General features: G+C 73.6%; 17 protein-coding genes and 2 tRNA genes. 13 read left to right on the top strand and 6 right to left on the bottom strand.

From position 1 onward, the window contains the following. Positions 1-121: 121 nt before the first annotated feature. From AC1DT4_RS19410 to AC1DT4_RS19400, 3 genes are all read left to right on the top strand, one after another. Positions 122-577, top strand: a complete 456-nt coding sequence (locus AC1DT4_RS19410) for a DUF6912 family protein (RefSeq protein ID WP_477091395.1) — start codon at positions 122-124, stop codon at positions 575-577. Between the two features lie 159 nt (positions 578-736). After that, a tRNA-Gln gene (locus AC1DT4_RS19405) sits at positions 737-808 on the top strand. 85 nt (positions 809-893) lie between these two features. After that, a tRNA-Glu gene (locus tag AC1DT4_RS19400) sits at positions 894-966 on the top strand. A gap of 86 nt (positions 967-1,052) precedes the next feature. Here AC1DT4_RS19400 and AC1DT4_RS19395 read toward each other — a convergent pair. Both AC1DT4_RS19395 and AC1DT4_RS19390 read right to left on the bottom strand, forming a co-directional pair. Next, positions 1,053-1,283 (bottom strand): hypothetical protein, encoded by a 231-nt coding sequence (locus tag AC1DT4_RS19395; RefSeq protein WP_477091394.1) that lies wholly within the window; start codon positions 1,281-1,283, stop codon positions 1,053-1,055. Beyond that, on the bottom strand, positions 1,283-2,002 hold the full coding sequence (locus AC1DT4_RS19390; protein ID WP_028046824.1) for an IclR family transcriptional regulator: 720 nt from the start codon (positions 2,000-2,002) through the stop codon (positions 1,283-1,285). Before AC1DT4_RS19390 ends, AC1DT4_RS19395 begins: the two co-directional genes overlap by 1 nt. A gap of 107 nt (positions 2,003-2,109) precedes the next feature. On the opposite strand from AC1DT4_RS19390, the gene leuC reads away from it, so the two are divergent. The 6 genes from leuC (at position 2,110) to AC1DT4_RS19360 (ending at position 8,242) form a co-directional block, all read left to right on the top strand. After that, positions 2,110-3,564, top strand: a complete 1,455-nt coding sequence (leuC, locus tag AC1DT4_RS19385) for a 3-isopropylmalate dehydratase large subunit (protein WP_477091393.1) — start codon at positions 2,110-2,112, stop codon at positions 3,562-3,564. Positions 3,565-3,583: 19 nt separating this feature from the next. Continuing rightward, the gene (leuD, locus tag AC1DT4_RS19380) at positions 3,584-4,249 is read left to right on the top strand and encodes a 3-isopropylmalate dehydratase small subunit (protein ID WP_477091392.1); all 666 of its coding nucleotides are present in this window, start codon (positions 3,584-3,586) and stop codon (positions 4,247-4,249) included. A 104-nt stretch (positions 4,250-4,353) separates the two neighbouring features. Beyond that, positions 4,354-4,938 (top strand): HU family DNA-binding protein, encoded by a 585-nt coding sequence (locus AC1DT4_RS19375; RefSeq protein ID WP_477091391.1) that lies wholly within the window; start codon positions 4,354-4,356, stop codon positions 4,936-4,938. A gap of 111 nt (positions 4,939-5,049) precedes the next feature. Further along, positions 5,050-6,378, top strand: a complete 1,329-nt coding sequence (gene murA / locus AC1DT4_RS19370; RefSeq protein WP_477091396.1) for a UDP-N-acetylglucosamine 1-carboxyvinyltransferase — start codon at positions 5,050-5,052, stop codon at positions 6,376-6,378. 50 nt (positions 6,379-6,428) lie between these two features. Continuing rightward, the gene (locus tag AC1DT4_RS19365) at positions 6,429-7,193 is read left to right on the top strand and encodes a lysophospholipid acyltransferase family protein (RefSeq protein ID WP_477091390.1); all 765 of its coding nucleotides are present in this window, start codon (positions 6,429-6,431) and stop codon (positions 7,191-7,193) included. Continuing rightward, the gene (locus AC1DT4_RS19360) at positions 7,190-8,242 is read left to right on the top strand and encodes an NAD(P)H-dependent glycerol-3-phosphate dehydrogenase (RefSeq protein WP_477091389.1); all 1,053 of its coding nucleotides are present in this window, start codon (positions 7,190-7,192) and stop codon (positions 8,240-8,242) included. The genes AC1DT4_RS19365 and AC1DT4_RS19360 overlap by 4 nt, the downstream gene beginning before the upstream one ends. Here the strand turns inward: AC1DT4_RS19360 and AC1DT4_RS19355 are convergent. Further along, positions 8,239-9,390, bottom strand: a complete 1,152-nt coding sequence (locus AC1DT4_RS19355; protein WP_477091388.1) for a trans-sulfuration enzyme family protein — start codon at positions 9,388-9,390, stop codon at positions 8,239-8,241. The genes AC1DT4_RS19360 and AC1DT4_RS19355 overlap by 4 nt on opposite strands. Positions 9,391-9,439: 49 nt before the next feature. On the opposite strand from AC1DT4_RS19355, the gene AC1DT4_RS19350 reads away from it, so the two are divergent. Then, positions 9,440-10,600: a D-alanine--D-alanine ligase family protein gene (locus AC1DT4_RS19350; RefSeq protein WP_477091387.1), complete on the top strand. Its 1,161-nt coding sequence runs from the start codon at positions 9,440-9,442 to the stop codon at positions 10,598-10,600. 273 nt (positions 10,601-10,873) lie between these two features. Continuing rightward, positions 10,874-11,950, top strand: a complete 1,077-nt coding sequence (locus AC1DT4_RS19345) for a fatty acid desaturase family protein (RefSeq protein ID WP_477091386.1) — start codon at positions 10,874-10,876, stop codon at positions 11,948-11,950. 1 nt (position 11,951) lies between these two features. Here the strand turns inward: AC1DT4_RS19345 and AC1DT4_RS19340 are convergent, their stop codons facing one another. After that, positions 11,952-12,437 carry a DUF3515 family protein gene (locus AC1DT4_RS19340; RefSeq protein ID WP_477091385.1) on the bottom strand — a complete coding sequence of 162 codons (486 nt, stop codon included), beginning with the start codon at positions 12,435-12,437 and terminating at the stop codon, positions 11,952-11,954. Between the two features lie 47 nt (positions 12,438-12,484). Between AC1DT4_RS19340 and AC1DT4_RS19335 the strand changes: the two genes are divergently transcribed. Further along, the gene (locus tag AC1DT4_RS19335; protein WP_477091384.1) at positions 12,485-13,474 is read left to right on the top strand and encodes a thiamine-phosphate kinase; all 990 of its coding nucleotides are present in this window, start codon (positions 12,485-12,487) and stop codon (positions 13,472-13,474) included. 13 nt (positions 13,475-13,487) lie between these two features. Here AC1DT4_RS19335 and AC1DT4_RS19330 read toward each other — a convergent pair whose 3' ends face one another. Next, entirely contained in the window at positions 13,488-14,012 is a 525-nt protein-coding gene (locus tag AC1DT4_RS19330; protein WP_477091383.1) for an N-acetyltransferase family protein, read from the bottom strand. A gap of 84 nt (positions 14,013-14,096) precedes the next feature. Then, positions 14,097-14,288, bottom strand: coding sequence for a 50S ribosomal protein L28 (gene rpmB / locus AC1DT4_RS19325; protein WP_477091382.1), 192 nt, complete (start codon positions 14,286-14,288; stop codon positions 14,097-14,099). A 291-nt stretch (positions 14,289-14,579) separates the two neighbouring features. Here rpmB and AC1DT4_RS19320 point away from each other — a divergent pair. After that, positions 14,580-15,840, top strand: a 1,261-nt coding sequence (locus AC1DT4_RS19320; protein WP_477091381.1) for a DAK2 domain-containing protein, incomplete at its 3' end; no start/stop codon positions are given.

Here is a 15,840-nt window from a genome sequence, read left to right as displayed (position 1 = left end):
CCGGTGCGCCGCGCGCTCGCGGGGGTCGCCGCGCGCGTGGACGCCGTCCTGGTGGCGGCGCCGGTCGAGGAGCCGGCGCGCGCCTGACGGCGGCGGCGAGCACCTGCGGCACACTGGCGGGGTGCGCATCTACCTCCCGGCCTCGCTCGACCAGCTCGACCCCGCCGCAGGGCCGTTCGCGGCGCGGCGGGCGCACGCGGTGACCTCCGCGCTGCGGGCGCTGTTCCCGGACGAGGACGACGAAGGGCTCGAGTTCGCGGCACAGCTCGCCGCCGCCGACGACTCGCTCGAGCACCTGGCGACCCACCCCGACGCCCCGCAGCTCCGGCTGGTCGTCTCGGTGGACGTCCCCGACGCGGACGTCCACCCGGTCGTGGACGACGAGGACGTGCCCAGCGCGGTCGAGCTCGTGAGCCCGGTCGAGCAGGACGACGTGATCTGCGTGCACGTCGACGAGCCCGGCGCGGCGCCCGACGTCGTCCTGGCGGCGGGTGGGGACGAGGCCGCCGTCGACCGTCTCGACGAGCGTGACCTGCTCTGGTACGACGCCTCGGAGCTGGCGAGCATCCCTCGCTGAGCGCGCGGGCGCGTGGCCTTCGTCACGAACGCCCGTCCAGCGCGGAGCCAGTTGGACCCCGCCCCGGCGCTCGGGTAGTGTTCACCGCCGGTACGACGTCCGGATGCGCGTGTGTCCGCCCCGCCAGGCGGCTCTCGGGCTCCGGGCGTTATACCCCCATGGGGTATGGTGTAATTGGCAGCACGACTGATTCTGGTTCAGTTAGTCTAGGTTCGAGTCCTGGTACCCCAGCGCGAGCACCGCTGGTCCGACCTCCTCGGAGGATCGGGTAGAGTGTTCACTCGCAAGCGAGGCCCACGGGTCACGCAGCGTATAGGCCCCCGTTGTGTAGCGGCCTAGCACGCCGCCCTCTCACGGCGGTAGCGCCGGTTCGAATCCGGTCGGGGGTACGTACACGAAGGCCCGGTCACCACGGTGACCGGGCCTTCTGCGTGCGTGGAGAGCCTTCTGCGCGCGCGGAGAGCGGGCCAAGCTGTCAGTGCTGGCCGGGCGGGCCGTGGGATGACGTCGGCAGCAGGGCGACGACGATCGCGCCGACGACGGCCACCAGCGCGCCGATGAACGCGCCGGTCAGCACGGCGTCGCCGGCGCCACCCCCGCCGAGCACGGCGAGGACCGCGCCCACGACGAAGCCGGCGACGAACCCGATGACGGCGACGCGGTTGCGCAGCCGGCGTCGGCTGGCCGCGGCACCCCGCACGGCCATCAGTCGGCCGTTCGGCGCAGCACCTCGGTCAGCCGGTTGGCCGCCGAGACGACCGCGGCGGCGTGCAGGCGACCCGGCTGCCGGGAGAGGCGCTCGAGCGGTCCGGAGACGGACACGGCGGCGACGATCCGCCCCGACGGACCACGCACGGGAGCGGACACGGACGCGACGCCGACCTCGCGCTCGGACACCGACTGCGCCCAGCCGCGGCGGCGGACGCCCGACAGGATCGTGGCGGTGAACTTGGCGCCCTGCAGGCCGCGGTGCAGGCGGTCCGGCTCCTCCCACGCGAGCAGGATCTGCGCCGCGGAACCCGCGTGCATGGTGAGGGTGGCGCCGACCGGGATCGAGTCGCGCAGGCCGATCGGGCGCTCGGCGGCGGCGACGCAGATCCGCTGGTCACCCTGCCGGCGGTAGAGCTGCGCGCTCTCGCCCGTGTGGTCGCGCAGGGCGGCCAGCACGGGACCGGCGGCGGCGAGCAGGCGGTCCTCGCCGGCGGCCGTCGCCAGCTCGGAGAGGCGCGGTCCGAGCACGAACCGACCCTGCATGTCGCGCGCCACCAGGCGGTGGTGCTCGAGCGCCACGGCCAGCCGGTGGGCCGTCGGGCGAGCAAGATGGGTGGCGGTGACGAGCTGCGCGAGCGTCGCAGGGCCGGCCTCGAGGGCGCTGAGAACGGATGCGGCCTTGTCCAGCACGCCGACTCCGCTAGAGTTGTCCATAGGTCGATATTGGCGTCTCGAAGGCTGAGATGCAAGTACGACGGCAGGCGAGCCGGGAAAACCACACTCCCGGACGAGAGAAACACACGAGAGAACGGACCGAGAACATGGCCGGCACGTTGGCGGAGAAGGTCTGGGACGCGCACGTCGTGCGACGGGGCACCGACGGCGCCCCCGACCTCCTCTACATCGACCTCCACCTCGTGCACGAGGTGACGAGCCCGCAGGCGTTCGAGGGCCTGCGCCTCGCGGGTCGCCCGGTCCGCCGCCCGGACCTGACGCTGGCGACGGAGGACCACAACACCCCCACGCTCGACATCGACCGGCCGATCGCCGACGAGACGAGCCGCACGCAGATCCAGACCCTGCGCAACAACGCCGCGGAGTTCGGCGTCCGCATCCACTCCCTCGGCGACGCGGACCAGGGGATCGTCCACCAGGTCGGACCGCAGCTGGGCCTCACACAGCCGGGCCTCACGGTCGTCTGCGGCGACTCGCACACGTCCACGCACGGCGCGTTCGGCGCCCTCGCGTTCGGCATCGGCACCAGCGAGGTCGAGCACGTGCTGGCCACGCAGACCCTGCCGCTCGCGCCGTTCAAGACCATGGCGATCACGGTCGACGGCGAGCTGCCCCCGGGCGCCACCAGCAAGGACATCATCCTGGCGATCATCGCCAAGATCGGGACCGGCGGCGGCCAGGGCTACGTGCTCGAGTACCGCGGCGAGGCCATCCGTGCGCTGTCGATGGAGGCGCGCATGACGGTCTGCAACATGTCGATCGAGGCCGGCGCCCGCGCGGGCATGATCGCGCCCGACCAGACCACGTTCGACTACCTCCAGGGCCGTCCGCACGCGCCCGAGGGCGCCGACTGGGACGCCGCGGTGGCGTACTGGAGCACGCTGAAGACCGACGACGACGCCGAGTTCGACGTCGAGGTCGTGCTCAAGGCGGAGGACCTCGAGCCGTTCGTGACATGGGGCACCAACCCCGGCCAGGGCCTGCCGCTGTCGGGCTCCGTGCCGGTGCCGGAGGAGATCGCCGACGCCGACGAGCGCGGCGCCGCCGAGCGGGCTATCGAGTACATGGGCTTGACGCCGGGGCAGCCGCTGCGCGAGATCAAGGTCGACACGGTCTTCATCGGCTCGTGCACCAACGGCCGCATCGAGGACCTGCGTTCCGTCGCCAAGGTCGTCCAGGGCAAGCACAAGGCCGAGGACGTCCGCGTCCTGGTGGTGCCGGCGTCGGCCCGCGTGCGCCTGCAGGCCGAGGCCGAGGGGCTCGACAAGATCTTCCTCGACTTCGGTGCGGAGTGGCGCAACGCCGGCTGCTCCATGTGTCTGGGCATGAACCCCGACCAGCTCGCCCCGGGGGAGCGCTCGGCGTCGACGTCGAACCGCAACTTCGAGGGCCGGCAGGGCAAGGGCGGCCGCACGCACCTGGTCTCCCCGCTCGTCGCCGCCGCGACCGCCATCCGCGGCACGCTCTCGTCGTACGCCGACCTCGCCACGGGCGCCCCGACGCCCGACGGCAGCCCCCTCACCGACCTCCAGACGGTCTGACCAGGAAGCGAGAAGACTCATGGAGAAGTTCAGCCAGCACACCGGCGTCGGCGTCCCGCTGCGGCGCAGCAACGTGGACACCGACCAGATCATCCCGGCCGTCTACCTCAAGCGCGTGACGCGCACGGGGTTCGAGGACGCGCTGTTCGCCGCCTGGCGCGGGGACCCGGCGTTCATCCTCAACCAGGACGCCTACAAGGCCGGCTCGGTGCTCGTCGCCGGTCCCGACTTCGGCACCGGCTCGTCGCGCGAGCACGCCGTCTGGGCGCTCAAGGACTACGGCTTCAAGGTCGTCATCTCGAACCGCTTCGCGGACATCTTCCGCGGCAACTCCGGCAAGCAGGGGCTGCTCGCGGCCCAGGCGTCGCAGGAGGACATCGAGCTGATCTGGAAGATCCTCGAGACCCGTCCGGGCACCGAGGTCACGGTGGACCTCGAGTCGAAGACCATCACGTGCGACGACGTCGTGGTGCCGTTCCAGGTCGACGACTACACGCGCTGGCGCCTGATGGAGGGTCTCGACGACATCGGGCTCACGCTCGAGCACGCCGACGAGATCTCGGCGTTCGAGGCCCGTCGCGAGCCGTGGCGCCCGGCCACCCTGCCGGCCAAGCACCTGCCGCCCGTCGAGATCGTGGCCGCCCGGCCGGCCGGCGTGCCGGTCGAGATCGGTCGGCGACCCTGACGCGCGTCCGGCGGGTCCCCGCGTAGGAGACGCGCCGGACCCCCGCAGTCGATAGCGTGTCTGCGGGCCACGGCGCTCGGAGCGTCGGCCGAGGGAGGACGACCATGCCGGGCAAGTCGCAGATCGCTGACCGGATCGCTGCTCGGGGGGCGACGAAGGCCGCGGCGCTCGCCGCCGTCGAGGCGGTGCTCGACGAGATCACGTCGGCACTGGCCGCCGGGGAGCGAGTGACGCTCACCGGGTTCGGCACGTTCGAGGCGGCCGGTCGCGCGGCTCGCACGGCCCGCAACCCCCGCACGGGGGAGTCCCTGGAGGTCGCGGCGACGACCGTCGCGCGCTTCCACCCCGGCGCGGGCCTTCGGGCCCGGGTCGCCGCCGGAGCCGGTGAGCCGCTCGGGGGCGTCGCGGACCTGGGCTCGCTGCAGGGGCTCGTCGCGCCGGAGCCGACGCCGCAGCCGGTCGCGGTCGCGAAGGCCTCCCCGGTGGTCACGGCGGCGCCGAAGACCAAGGCGGCCGCGAAGGCGTCAGCCACGCCGAAGGCCAAGGCGAAGGCCGAGGCGAAGAAGGCCGACGTCAAGAAGCGGGCCGACGCCGCGAAGAAGGCCGAGGCGAAGAAGCGGGCCGACGCCAAGAAGGCGCAGGCGAAGGCCAAGAAGAAGTCCGGCAAGGGCCACACCAAGAAGAAGTAATCCGCGAGCCCGACCGTGTGAAGGTTCGGCGCGGACCCCGGCGCGCCGCGGTGCGGACGGTCGGGAGCACCCTCGCGCGTGGGAGACGATGGTTCGATGACCGACCTTTCCATGACGGATCTGCTGTACGTCAACGGTGGCAACCCGCTCTCGGGCGAGATCACCGTCCGCGGTGCCAAGAACTTCGTCTCCAAGGCGATGGTCGCGGCCCTGCTGGGCGAGACGCCGAGCGTCCTGCGCAACGTCCCGCAGATCCGCGACGTGGCGGTCGTCACCGGTCTGCTCGAGCTGCACGGCGTCAAGGTCGACGCCGACGCCGAGGCGGGCGTGCTGCACCTCGACCCGACCGACGTCGAGTCGGCGCACGTCGCGGACATCGACACCCACGCGGGGTCGAGCCGGATCCCGATCCTGTTCTGCGGCCCCCTGCTGCACCGGCTGGGCGAGGCGTTCATCCCGGACCTGGGCGGCTGCCGGATCGGCGACCGGCCGATCAACTACCACCTCGACATCCTGCGCCAGTTCGGCGCGGTGGTGGACAAGACCGACAACGGCATCCACATCCGCGCGCCGCGGCGCCTGCAGGGCACCAAGATCGCGCTGCCGTACCCGAGCGTCGGGGCCACGGAGCAGCTGCTGCTCACGGCCGTGCGCGCCGAGGGCGTCACGGAGCTGTCCAACGCGGCGATCGAGCCCGAGATCATGGACCTCATCAACGTGCTGCAGAAGATGGGCGCGATCATCTCCGTCGACACCGACCGGGTCATCCGGATCGAGGGCGTCGACCGGCTCGTCGGATTCCGGCACACGGCCCTGTCCGACCGCATCGAGGCGGCGTCGTGGGCGTCGGCCGCGCTGGCGACCGGCGGCGACATCTTCGTGCGCGGCGCCACGCAGCCGGAGATGACGACGTTCCTCAACACGTTCCGCAAGGTCGGCGGCGAGTTCGCGATCGACGACGACGGCATCCGGTTCTTCCACCCCGGCGGCGACCTGCGCTCGATCACGCTCGAGACGGACGTGCACCCGGGCTTCATGACGGACTGGCAGCAGCCGCTCGTCGTCGCGCTCACGCAGGCCAAGGGGCTGTCGATCGTGCACGAGACGGTGTACGAGAACCGCTTCGGCTTCGCCGACGCCCTGGTGGGCATGGGGGCGACCATCCAGGTCTACAAGGAGTGCCTGGGCGGGCGCCCGTGCCGGTTCGGGCAGCGCAACTTCTACCACTCCGCGGTCATCTCCGGCCCGACGCCGCTGTCGGCCGCGGACATCGAGGTGCCGGACCTGCGCGGCGGGTTCAGCCACCTCATCGCCGCGCTGACGGCCAAGGGGACCTCGTCGGTGCGGGGCATCAGCCTCATCGACCGCGGGTACGAGCGGTTCACGGAGAAGCTCGAGGCGCTCGGCGCCGAGTTCAGCCGGGAGCTCCCCAGGGCGTGACGGGCCGGCGCACGCCAGGCACCCACGAGCGCCCGGTAGCATCGGCTCCCGTGCAGCCGCCGGTCAGATCCAATCGCGCCTACCGCAACGTCGCGCGCATCGTGCGTCCCCCGATGCTCGCCATGACGCGCCGTGACTGGCGCGGCACGGAGAACCTCCCCACCGAGGGCGGCTTCATCGTGGCGTCGAACCACATGACGAACATCGACCCGCTGACGTTCGCGCACTTCCTGTGGGACAACGGGTTCGCGCCGAAGATCCTGGCGAAGGCCCCCCTGTTCAAGGTGCCGGTGCTGGGCGGCGTGCTCCGCGCGACCGGGCAGATCCCCGTGTTCCGCAACACCTCCTCGGCCGGCGACTCGCTCACGGCGGGGATCGCGGCGATCGAGGCGGGCGACGCGGTCGCGGTGTTCCCCGAGGGCACCCTGACGCGCGACCCCGACCTGTGGCCGATGGTCGGCAAGACCGGTATCGCCCGCCTCGCGCTCAGCACGAAGGCACCCGTGATCCCGGTGGCCCAGTGGGGCGCCCAGGACCTCCTCGCGCGCTACGGCAAGCTGCTCAAGCCGATCCCGCGCAAGCTGGTCACGGTCGTGGCAGGCCCGCCGGTCGTCCTCGACGACCTGTACGACCGGCCGCAGGACACCAAGACGCTGCGCGAGGCCACGGAGCGCGTGATGACCGCGATCACCGGCCTCCTGCAGGAGATCCGCGGCGAGGAGCCCCCGGCCGTCCGGTACGACATGCGCAAGCCGCTCGCGCAGGGCGAGAAGAGGGTCGGCGGCGACCACGCGACCCACCCGGAGCTGCCGTGACGGCGGACCAGGTGGCCGAGGAGCGGCCCGACGTCCCCGGCGCTCCCCGGCTGCGTGCCGCGGTGCTGGGCGCCGGGGCGTGGGGCACCACGTTCGCGGCCGTCATGGCCGACGCCGGCTGCGACGTGGCCGTCTGGGGTCGCGACGAGAAGGTCTGCCGCCAGATCACCGACGAGCGCCGCAACGAGGCGTACCTGCCGGGCGTCACGCTGCCCGCACGGGTCCGCGCGTCCACCGACGCGCGCGCCGTCCTCGCGGGCGCGGACGTGGTCGCCATCGCGATCCCGTCGCAGAGCGCGCGGGCGACCCTGGTGCCGCTGGCCGACGCCGTCCCGGCGCACGCCGTCGCCGTCTCCCTCATGAAGGGCGTCGAGCTGTCGACGGACCGTCGGATGAGCGAGGTCGTGTCCGAGGCCCTGGGCATCCCCGCCGACCGCGTCGCCGTGGTGTCCGGGCCCAACCTGGCGCTCGAGATCGCGCACCGGCAGCCGACCGCGACCGTCGTCGCGTCGACCGACGAGGCGACGGCGCAGCTGGTGGCGCGCGCGTGCGCGTCGTCCTACTTCCGCCCGTACACCAACGACGACGTCGTCGGGGTCGAGCTGTGCGGCGCCGTGAAGAACGTCATCGCGCTCGCGGTGGGCATCTCCCAGGGCCGCGGCCTCGGTTTCAACACCATGGCCACGGTCATCACCCGCGGCCTGGTCGAGATCACGCGCCTGGGGCTCGCGCTCGGCGCGGACGCCGACACGTTCCCCGGCCTCGCCGGCCTGGGGGACCTCATGGCGACCTGCGCCTCCCCGGACTCGCGCAACCACACGCTCGGCGGCCACATCGGCCGCGGCATGACACTGGACGAGGCGATCTCCGCCACGGGCGGCACGGCCGAGGGCGTGAAGTCGTGCCGGTCCGTCCTGGAGCTGGCGACGACGCTGGGCGTGGAGATGCCGATCACGTCGGCCGTGGTCCGGGTGCTGCACGAGGGGCTACCGGTCGACCAGCTGGCCTCGCTGCTCCTCGCCCGGCCGCACAAGGCCGAAGGGGCCTAGAACGAGCGCAGGGCCTTGTCGAGGTCGTGCCAGAGGTCCTCGACGTCTTCGATGCCGACGGACAACCGCAGCAGGTCCTCGGGCACGGTGGGCGACTCGGTGGCGAACCGCCGGCGGCGCTCCAGGGTCGACTCCACCCCGCCGAGGCTCGTCGCGGGCACCCAGAGCTGCAGCGCGGCGACGACCGCGTCCGCTGCCTGCGGGCCGCCGAGCGGGCGCAGGCCGATGATCGACCCGAAGCCGTCCATGAGGCGCGCGGCGCGGTCGTGGCCGGGGTCCGACGGCAGGCTCGGGTGCCGGACCTCGGCGATGTTGGGGTGCTCGCTGAGGCGCCGCGCGAGCTCGGCGGCGTTGGCCTGGGCGCGCTCGACCCGCAGCGCGAGCGTGCGCAGGCCGCGCAGCGCGAGCCAGACCTCGAACGGTCCGGCGATCGAGCCGTGCAGCGTCCGGTACGCGTGCAGCCGGGCGTGCAGGGCGTCGTCGTCGGCCAGGGCGGCGCCCAGCACCACGTCCGTGTGCCCGGCGAGGTACTTGGTCACCGAGTGCACGACGACGTCGGCGCCGTGCTCGAAGGGCCGCTGCACCAGCGGCGTCGCGAAGGTGTTGTCGACGCCCACCAGCGCGCCGACCGCGTGCGCGGCCTCGATCAGCACCGGCAGGTCGGCGACCTCGAGCATCGGGTTGGTCGGCGTCTCTACCCAGAGCATCGACGCCGGCCGCGGGTCGCTCAGGGCCGCGACCACGGCGTCGGTGTCGTCGATGTCCACCAGCGCGACCTCGACCCCGAGCCGCTCCTCCAGGTCGCGGGCGTAGCCGAGCGTCACCTGGTAGGAGTGCCGCGGCAGGACGAGCCGGCCGCCGGGCGGCACGAACGACAGAGCGGCGGCGATGGCCGCCATCCCCGAGCCGAACACCAGAGCCGGGTGCGCCGAGCCCTCGAGCGTGCCGAGGGCCTGCTCGAACGGGTGCCAGGTGCCGGCGTCGATCCGGCCGTACAGCGGCTCGCCGTCCGCGGGCACGCCACTCGAGACGAAGGTCGAGGAGAGCACCAGCGGTGGGTTCACCGGCGCGCCCTGGGTGCGGTCGGGCCGGCCCGCGGCCACGACCACCGTCGCGGGGGAGAGGTCGTCCGATCGCTGCGAGGTCACCACCGCAGGTTACCGGGCGGGGTCCGCCCGACCGGTAGGGTCGGGCGCGATGGACGCCACCGCACAGCCCTCGGGCCACGACCAGACCCCCGCACCGAACCCTCGGCGCCCCCGCGTGATGGTCCTGTTCGGCGGCCGCTCCGGCGAGCACGCGATCAGCTGCGCGACGGCCGGCGGCGTGCTGCGGGCGATCGACCGCGACCGCTACGACGTGCTGGCCGTCGGCATCACGCCCGCGGGCCGCTGGGTCCTGGCCGACGACGACCCCGACCACTGGGCCATCGTCGACGGTCGGCTGCCGCAGGTCGAGGACACGGCCGCGCACGTGCTGCTGCCCCAGGCGGTGGACGACCGCGACGTGCAGGTGCTCGAGGCCGGGCGGCTGCCGCGGGTGCTGGGCGAGGTCGACGTGGTGTTCCCCCTGCTGCACGGACCGTTCGGCGAGGACGGCACGCTCCAGGGCCTGCTCGAGCTGGCCGACGTGCGCTACGTGGGCGCCGGCGTGCTCGCCTCGGCGGTCGGCATGGACAAGCACATGATGAAGCTGGTGCTCGCGGGGCACGGGCTGCCGGTCGGGCCGTTCCGGGTGGTCCTGCCCGGCGAGCTCGACCGCGACCCCGAGGGCGTGACCGCCCGAGTCGCGGAGCTCGGGCTGCCGCTCTTCGTCAAGCCCGCCCGCGCCGGCTCGAGCCTCGGCATCTCCCGCGTGACGGACCTGGCGGACCTGCCGGCCGCGATCCGCGCGGCGGCGGAGCACGACCCGAAGGTCATCGTCGAGGCGGCGATCGTCGGCCGGGAGATCGAGTGCGGCGTGCTCGGCGGACACGACGGCGACCGAGCGCGGGCCTCTCTGCCGGGGGAGATCCTGGTCACCGACACGCGGCACGCGTTCTACGACTTCGAGGCCAAGTACCTCGACGAGGCCGGCGTGACCCTGGCGTGCCCCGCGGACCTCCCCGAGGGCGTCGTCGGGGCCGTGCAGGACGTCGCCGTGCGCACGTTCGAGGCTGTCGGCTGCGAGGGGCTGGCCCGCGTCGACGTGTTCGTCACCCCGGACGACGAGGTCGTCGTGAACGAGATCAACACCATGCCGGGGTTCACGCCGTACTCGATGTACCCCCGGATGTGGGAGGCGTCGGGCGTCGGCTACGCGGACCTCGTCGACCAGCTGCTGCGCCTCGCCCTCGCGCGGCCCACGGGACTGCGTTGACCGTCCCCGCCGCCCGATGTACGCCGGGCGTCGGCCTCGTCGTACGCCCAAATGCGCGCGGGCGGGCTACCCTCAGGGCACTCGTGGTGGACCCCGGCCGACAACGACGCCGTCCGGGGTGGTCGTCCCCCATCACTGTCGGGACGCTCCGCGCCCCTCCGCACCCTCCGGCCGGAGGTGCGCCGCACGTCCGGCACGCAACGCCGGCCGCCGTAGATCGATGGTGAACGTCATGCTCGTCTCGCAGGCACAGTCGACCCGCGAGGCGAGGGCATGAGCGCCATCGTGTCGCCCGGGGCACCTATTCCGGCACGAGCGGCCACGACGCAGGACTACTCGGCGCTCGCCGCGTACGTCCGCGAGTCCGGGCTGCTGCGCCGTCGCTACGTCTATTACTGGACGCGCCTGGTCGCCGTGGTGCTGGCCTTCGCGTCGGTCTGGGTGGCCGTGGTCCTCGTCGGCAACTCGTGGTGGCAGCTGGCCGTCGCCGCCGGGTTCGCCGTCGTGCTCACGCAGATCGCGTTCCTCGGTCACGACAGCGCGCACCGTCAGATCTTCAACTCCGGGTCGTGGAACGACTGGACGTCCCGCATCCTCGCGGGCGGCTTCGTGGGGCTGAGCCACACCTGGTGGCGCAACAAGCACAACCGGCACCACGCGTCGCCGAACCAGGTCGACGCGGACCCGGACATCGCGCCGGGCGTCGTCGTCTGGACGCAGGACGCGCTGGAGACCCGCAGCGGCTGGCGCGCGTGGTTCGGCCGCCACCAGGGCTGGTTCTTCTTCCCGCTCCTGACGCTCGAGGGCCTGAGCCTGCACGTGTCGAGCGTCCGGCTGTTGCTCACGAAGGGCACGGTGCCCCACCGCTGGGTCGAGGCGCCCATCGTGATCACGCGGCTCGCGGTCTACGTCGGCCTGCTGTTCTGGCTGCTCCCGCCCAGCAAGGCCATCGCGTTCATGGGCGTGCAGATGGCCCTGTTCGGCGTGCTGCTCGGCGGGTCGTTCGCGCCCAACCACAAGGGCATGCCGATCATCCCCGCGGGCCTCAAGGTCGACTTCCTGCGCCGGCAGGTGCTGACGTCCCGGAACATCAAGGGCGGGACGGCCGTCGACTTCATGATGGGCGGGCTCAACTACCAGGTGGAGCACCACCTCTTCCCGAGCATGCCGCGACCGAACCTCAAGCACGTGCAGCCGGTCGTGCGCGACTACTGCGAGCAGCTCGGGGTGAAGTACACGGAGGTCGGGTTCTTCCGGTCCTACAAGATCGTCGTCGACTACCTCAACCGGGTCGGGCTCGCGGACCGCGCGGCGTTCGACTGCCCGGTCGCCGCCCAGTACGGGCGCTGACCTACAGGCAGGACCGGAGGCGCGTCGTCAGGGCGACCGCCGGTCCCAGCTGGTCCACGAACGCCGTCGAGCGGTCCTTCGCGACCGCCGCCGGCACGTGCAGCTCGACCGCCGGCTCGCGGCCGTACGTGGTGAACGTCCAGTCGCCGTCGTCGCCCTCGACGACCACCCAGTCGATGCTCGGGCCGCCGGGCGTCTCCACGGTCTGGCAGTGGTCCGTCGTCGGGCCCAGGGGCTCGACGCCGCACCGCAGCACGAGGGGCGACGCGGGGTCCCCCCAGGCCGTCGTCGCCTGCGCCGTCGTGTCGCGCTGGGGGAGCCCGTCGCCGAGCGAGTCGGGCATCGCCAGGACGACGGACGCGCACACGGGGTCGGTCGCGTGGGGAGCCACCTGCGCCGGGACCGCGCTGGCGCACCCGGCGAGGGCCGCGACGCCTCCCGCCGAGGCCACGGCGAGCAGGCGTCGGCTCAGGGGCTGTCGGGGCACCGGGTCACGGTAACCCGAGCGGCCCGCCGAGCCTCTACCGTGTCCGGGTGACCGGCGACACCCCCACCGACTCCCCGCTCGCCTCGGAGCTGTCCGAGGAGGCGCTGCTCGCCCGCATCTTCCCGCTGCTGTCCGTCGGCGAGGACACGCTCCTCCCACCCGGCGACGACGCGGCCGTGGTGGCCGCACCCGACGGGCGGTTCGTCGTGACCACGGACGTGCTGGTCGAGGACCAGCACTTCCGGCGGTCGTGGTCCTCGGGCGAGGACGTGGGCAGGCGCGCCGCGGTGCAGAACCTGGCCGACGTGGCCGCGATGGGCGCGCGGCCGACCAGCCTGGTGGTCGCGCTGGTGATCCCGGCGGACCTGCCGGCGTCGTGGGTCGAGGGCCTCGCGCGCGGCCTGGCTGCCGAGTGCGCGCCCCTCGGCGTCGGCGTCGTCGGGGGCGACCTGTCGGGTGGTCCGCTCGTGGTCGTCGCCGTGACCGCGCACGGCGACCTCGGCGGCCGGGCACCCGTGCTGCGTTCCGGCGCGCGCGCGGGGGACGTCGTCGCGCACGCCGGCGTGACGGGGCGGTCCGCCGCCGGGCTCGCGCTGCTCGGTGCGGGAGCGGCGGACCCGGACCGCGAGCTGGTCGACGCCTACCTGCGACCGGTGTCCCCGCTGGCGTCCGGACCGGCCGCGGCGGCCGCGGGGGCCACCGCGATGCTCGATGTCTCCGACGGCCTGCTGCGCGACGCCGGCCGGCTCGCCCGGGCCAGCGGCGTCCGGGTCGATCTGGACACCGCGGCGTTCGCGTCGGACGTGGACCGGCTCCAGCACGCCGCGACGGCGCTCGGGGCCAGCGCGCAGCGGTGGGTGCTCGACGGGGGTGAGGACCACGGGCTGCTCGCGACGTTCCCGGCGGGCACCGTGCTGCCGACGCCGTTCCGTGCCGTCGGTCGCGTGCACGCCGTGGCCGCGGGCGAGGCGCCGGGTGTGCGGGTGGACGGCCGTCCTGCGCCGGCGCGGTCCGGGTGGGACCACTTCGGGGGCTGAGAGGGCTGAGGCGTCAGCCGCGCCGGTACCGGACCTCGAGCAGGCTCTGGCCGCCGATGTCGTCGTAGCGCTCCACGCCGTCCGCCTGGAAGCCGTGCCGGCGGTAGAAGTGCCGGGCGCGCTCGTTCTCGGCGAGGACCCACAGCGTGATCGTGGTCTTGTCCCCGACGTCCCCGATGACGGTCCGCATGAGGTCCCGCGCCACCCCGTGCCCCCACGTGCCGGGGTCGAGGTAGATGGAGAAGATCTCGCGGTCGCCGCGCCGGGCGTCCTCGTCGCGGCTGGGACCCACGGTGACGAAACCGACCGGGCGGTCCGCCGCGACCGCGACCCACGTGCGGATCTCCTCGGACGGACCTTCGCGCAGGTACCTGCCCCACTGCGCGGTCCGCTCGTCCGGGTCCAGGGAGGCGAGATAGGCCTCGGGCACGATGCCCGCGTACGCCTCCTGCCACGACCTGACGTGCACCCGGGCGATGCCCGCTGCGTCCCCCTCGGTGGCGACCCGGATCGTCACCTCGTCCAGCTGCTCGACCATGGAGGTCACCATGCCATACCAATCGGACATGACGAAGGCCCGTGAGGTGACAACCTCACGGGCCTTCGTGAACGTTCTGGAACGTCAGATGGCGCGCTGCACCTTGCCGGCCTTGAGGCACGACGTGCACACGTTGAGACGCTTGGGCGTCCCCGCGACGACGGCACGGACGCGCTGGATGTTCGGGTTCCAGCGCCGCTTCGTCTTCCGGTTGGACCGCGAGACGTTGTGCCCGAAGCTCGGGCCCTTGGCGCAGACGTCGCAGTTGGCAGCCACGGTCTTCTCCTGTTGCTCTGTACGGATCATGTGCCGCGTCTGCGGCGAAGTCATGGTTCGGGGCGCACGAGCGACTCCGATTCCACGAGAGGATTCGGGGGCCGCGACGGGGCACCACCAGCGCCCAGCAAGGCCGGGCAACCGGTCAAGACTAGCCCATCGGGCACGTCGACCCAAATGTGGGTGCGATGGGGCAGGGTGGTGCAGCACCCGCGCAGGTCGCTCCGCGTCGCGGCCCGTGCGTGACGGCAGGATGCTGACGGACCAGGGCGGTCGGACGACGGAGGTGCGGTGGATCGGCTCGAGGCGGCGGCGGTGCGTGCGTGGGCCGATGCCGCCCGCACCGCCCTGGAGCAGGCGCGGGACCGGATCGACGCCGTCAACGTCTTCCCCGTCGCGGACTCGGACACGGGCACCAACGTCCTGCTGACGGTCGCGGGGGGCCAGGGGGTCGTCGAGCTCGCCGCGTCGGACGCGACGGCGCCCGAGGTGGCCCGGGCGTTCGCCCGCGGGTCGCTGCTGGCCGCGCGCGGCAACTCCGGCGTCATCGTGAGCCAGTGGCTGACCGGGTTCGCCCGCGCCCTGCCGCCCGCCGCGGGCGCCGACGAKGTCGCCCGGTGCCTGACCATCGCGGCGCGGGCCGCCCGCGAGGCGACCRTCGAGCCGCAGGAGGGCACGGTCCTGACGCTCGCCGACGTCGTCGCGCGTGCCGCCGCGACGGCCGCCGACGCGGGCGCCGACCTGCCGACGATGCTGGCCGAGGCGGTCGCGGAGGCGCTGCGCGGTCTCGGGCGGATGAGCGCGGTGCACCCGGTCCTGCGTGCCGCGCACGTGCTCGACTCCGGGGCGTGCGCGCTGCTCGTCGTGCTCGACGCCCTGGCCCGGGCCGTGGCCGACGAGCGTCCCGTGCGGGTGCCGCTCGACTGGCTTCCGACGGCGGCGGCGCACCACGCGTCCGGCGAGTCCACGGGCGGGGCGTTCGAGGTGATGCTCCTGGTGAGCGACGACCACCCCGTCGTCGACACCGGCGCGGAGCTGCGGCGCCGGATGGGGGCGGTCGGGGACTCCGTGGCGGTCGTCGGCGGCGACGGCTGGTGGCACGTGCACGTCCACACCGACGACCCGGCCGCGGCGATCGCGGGGGCGGCGCTCGGGCGTCGCGAGCAGGTGCTCGTGCGGCTCCTGGCCGGCGCGCACGCCGGCGGCTCGGCACTGCAGGGCGGCCCGGGCGGGCGGGAGCGGTGGGGCGTCGTCGTCTGCACGGCCGCGCCGGGCCTGGCCGCCTGGTACGCGGCCGCGGGCGCGGTGACGGTCGTGCAGTGCCCCGAGGCGCCGGTCCGGCCGGTGCACCTGGAACGGGCGGTGGCGGACTCCGGGGCCGCGCGCGTCGTGCTGCTGCCCGGACCGGCGGGGGCGGTCGGGGCGCTGTCGACGCCCGGAGCGCTCGTGGAGGTGCTCGAGGCGCGCGACGAGGTCCACCTCGCGGTCGGTGCGCTCGCGCTCGCGGGCGCCGGCCCGACGGCGGAGGGCCGCGCCGCAGCCCACGCCGCCC

This window comes from Cellulomonas sp. P4_D11 (assembly GCF_056401915.1).
This window is presented reverse-complemented; position numbering and strand designations above follow the sequence as displayed.

Excerpts from the sequence above, each read along its gene's own strand:
- AC1DT4_RS19330 (WP_477091383.1), bottom strand. The coding sequence starts at position 14,012 with ATGGTCGAGCAGCTGGACGAGGTGACGATCCGGGTCGCCACCGAGGGG.
- leuD (WP_477091392.1), top strand. The coding sequence starts at position 3,584 with ATGGAGAAGTTCAGCCAGCACACCGGCGTCGGCGTCCCGCTGCGGCGC.
- AC1DT4_RS19375 (WP_477091391.1), top strand. The coding sequence starts at position 4,354 with ATGCCGGGCAAGTCGCAGATCGCTGACCGGATCGCTGCTCGGGGGGCG.
- AC1DT4_RS19350 (WP_477091387.1), top strand. The coding sequence starts at position 9,440 with ATGGACGCCACCGCACAGCCCTCGGGCCACGACCAGACCCCCGCACCG.
- AC1DT4_RS19345 (WP_477091386.1), top strand. The coding sequence starts at position 10,874 with ATGAGCGCCATCGTGTCGCCCGGGGCACCTATTCCGGCACGAGCGGCC.
- leuC (WP_477091393.1), top strand. The coding sequence starts at position 2,110 with ATGGCCGGCACGTTGGCGGAGAAGGTCTGGGACGCGCACGTCGTGCGA.
- murA (WP_477091396.1), top strand. The coding sequence starts at position 5,050 with ATGACGGATCTGCTGTACGTCAACGGTGGCAACCCGCTCTCGGGCGAG.
- AC1DT4_RS19395 (WP_477091394.1), bottom strand. The coding sequence starts at position 1,283 with ATGGCCGTGCGGGGTGCCGCGGCCAGCCGACGCCGGCTGCGCAACCGC.
- AC1DT4_RS19390 (WP_028046824.1), bottom strand. The coding sequence starts at position 2,002 with ATGGACAACTCTAGCGGAGTCGGCGTGCTGGACAAGGCCGCATCCGTT.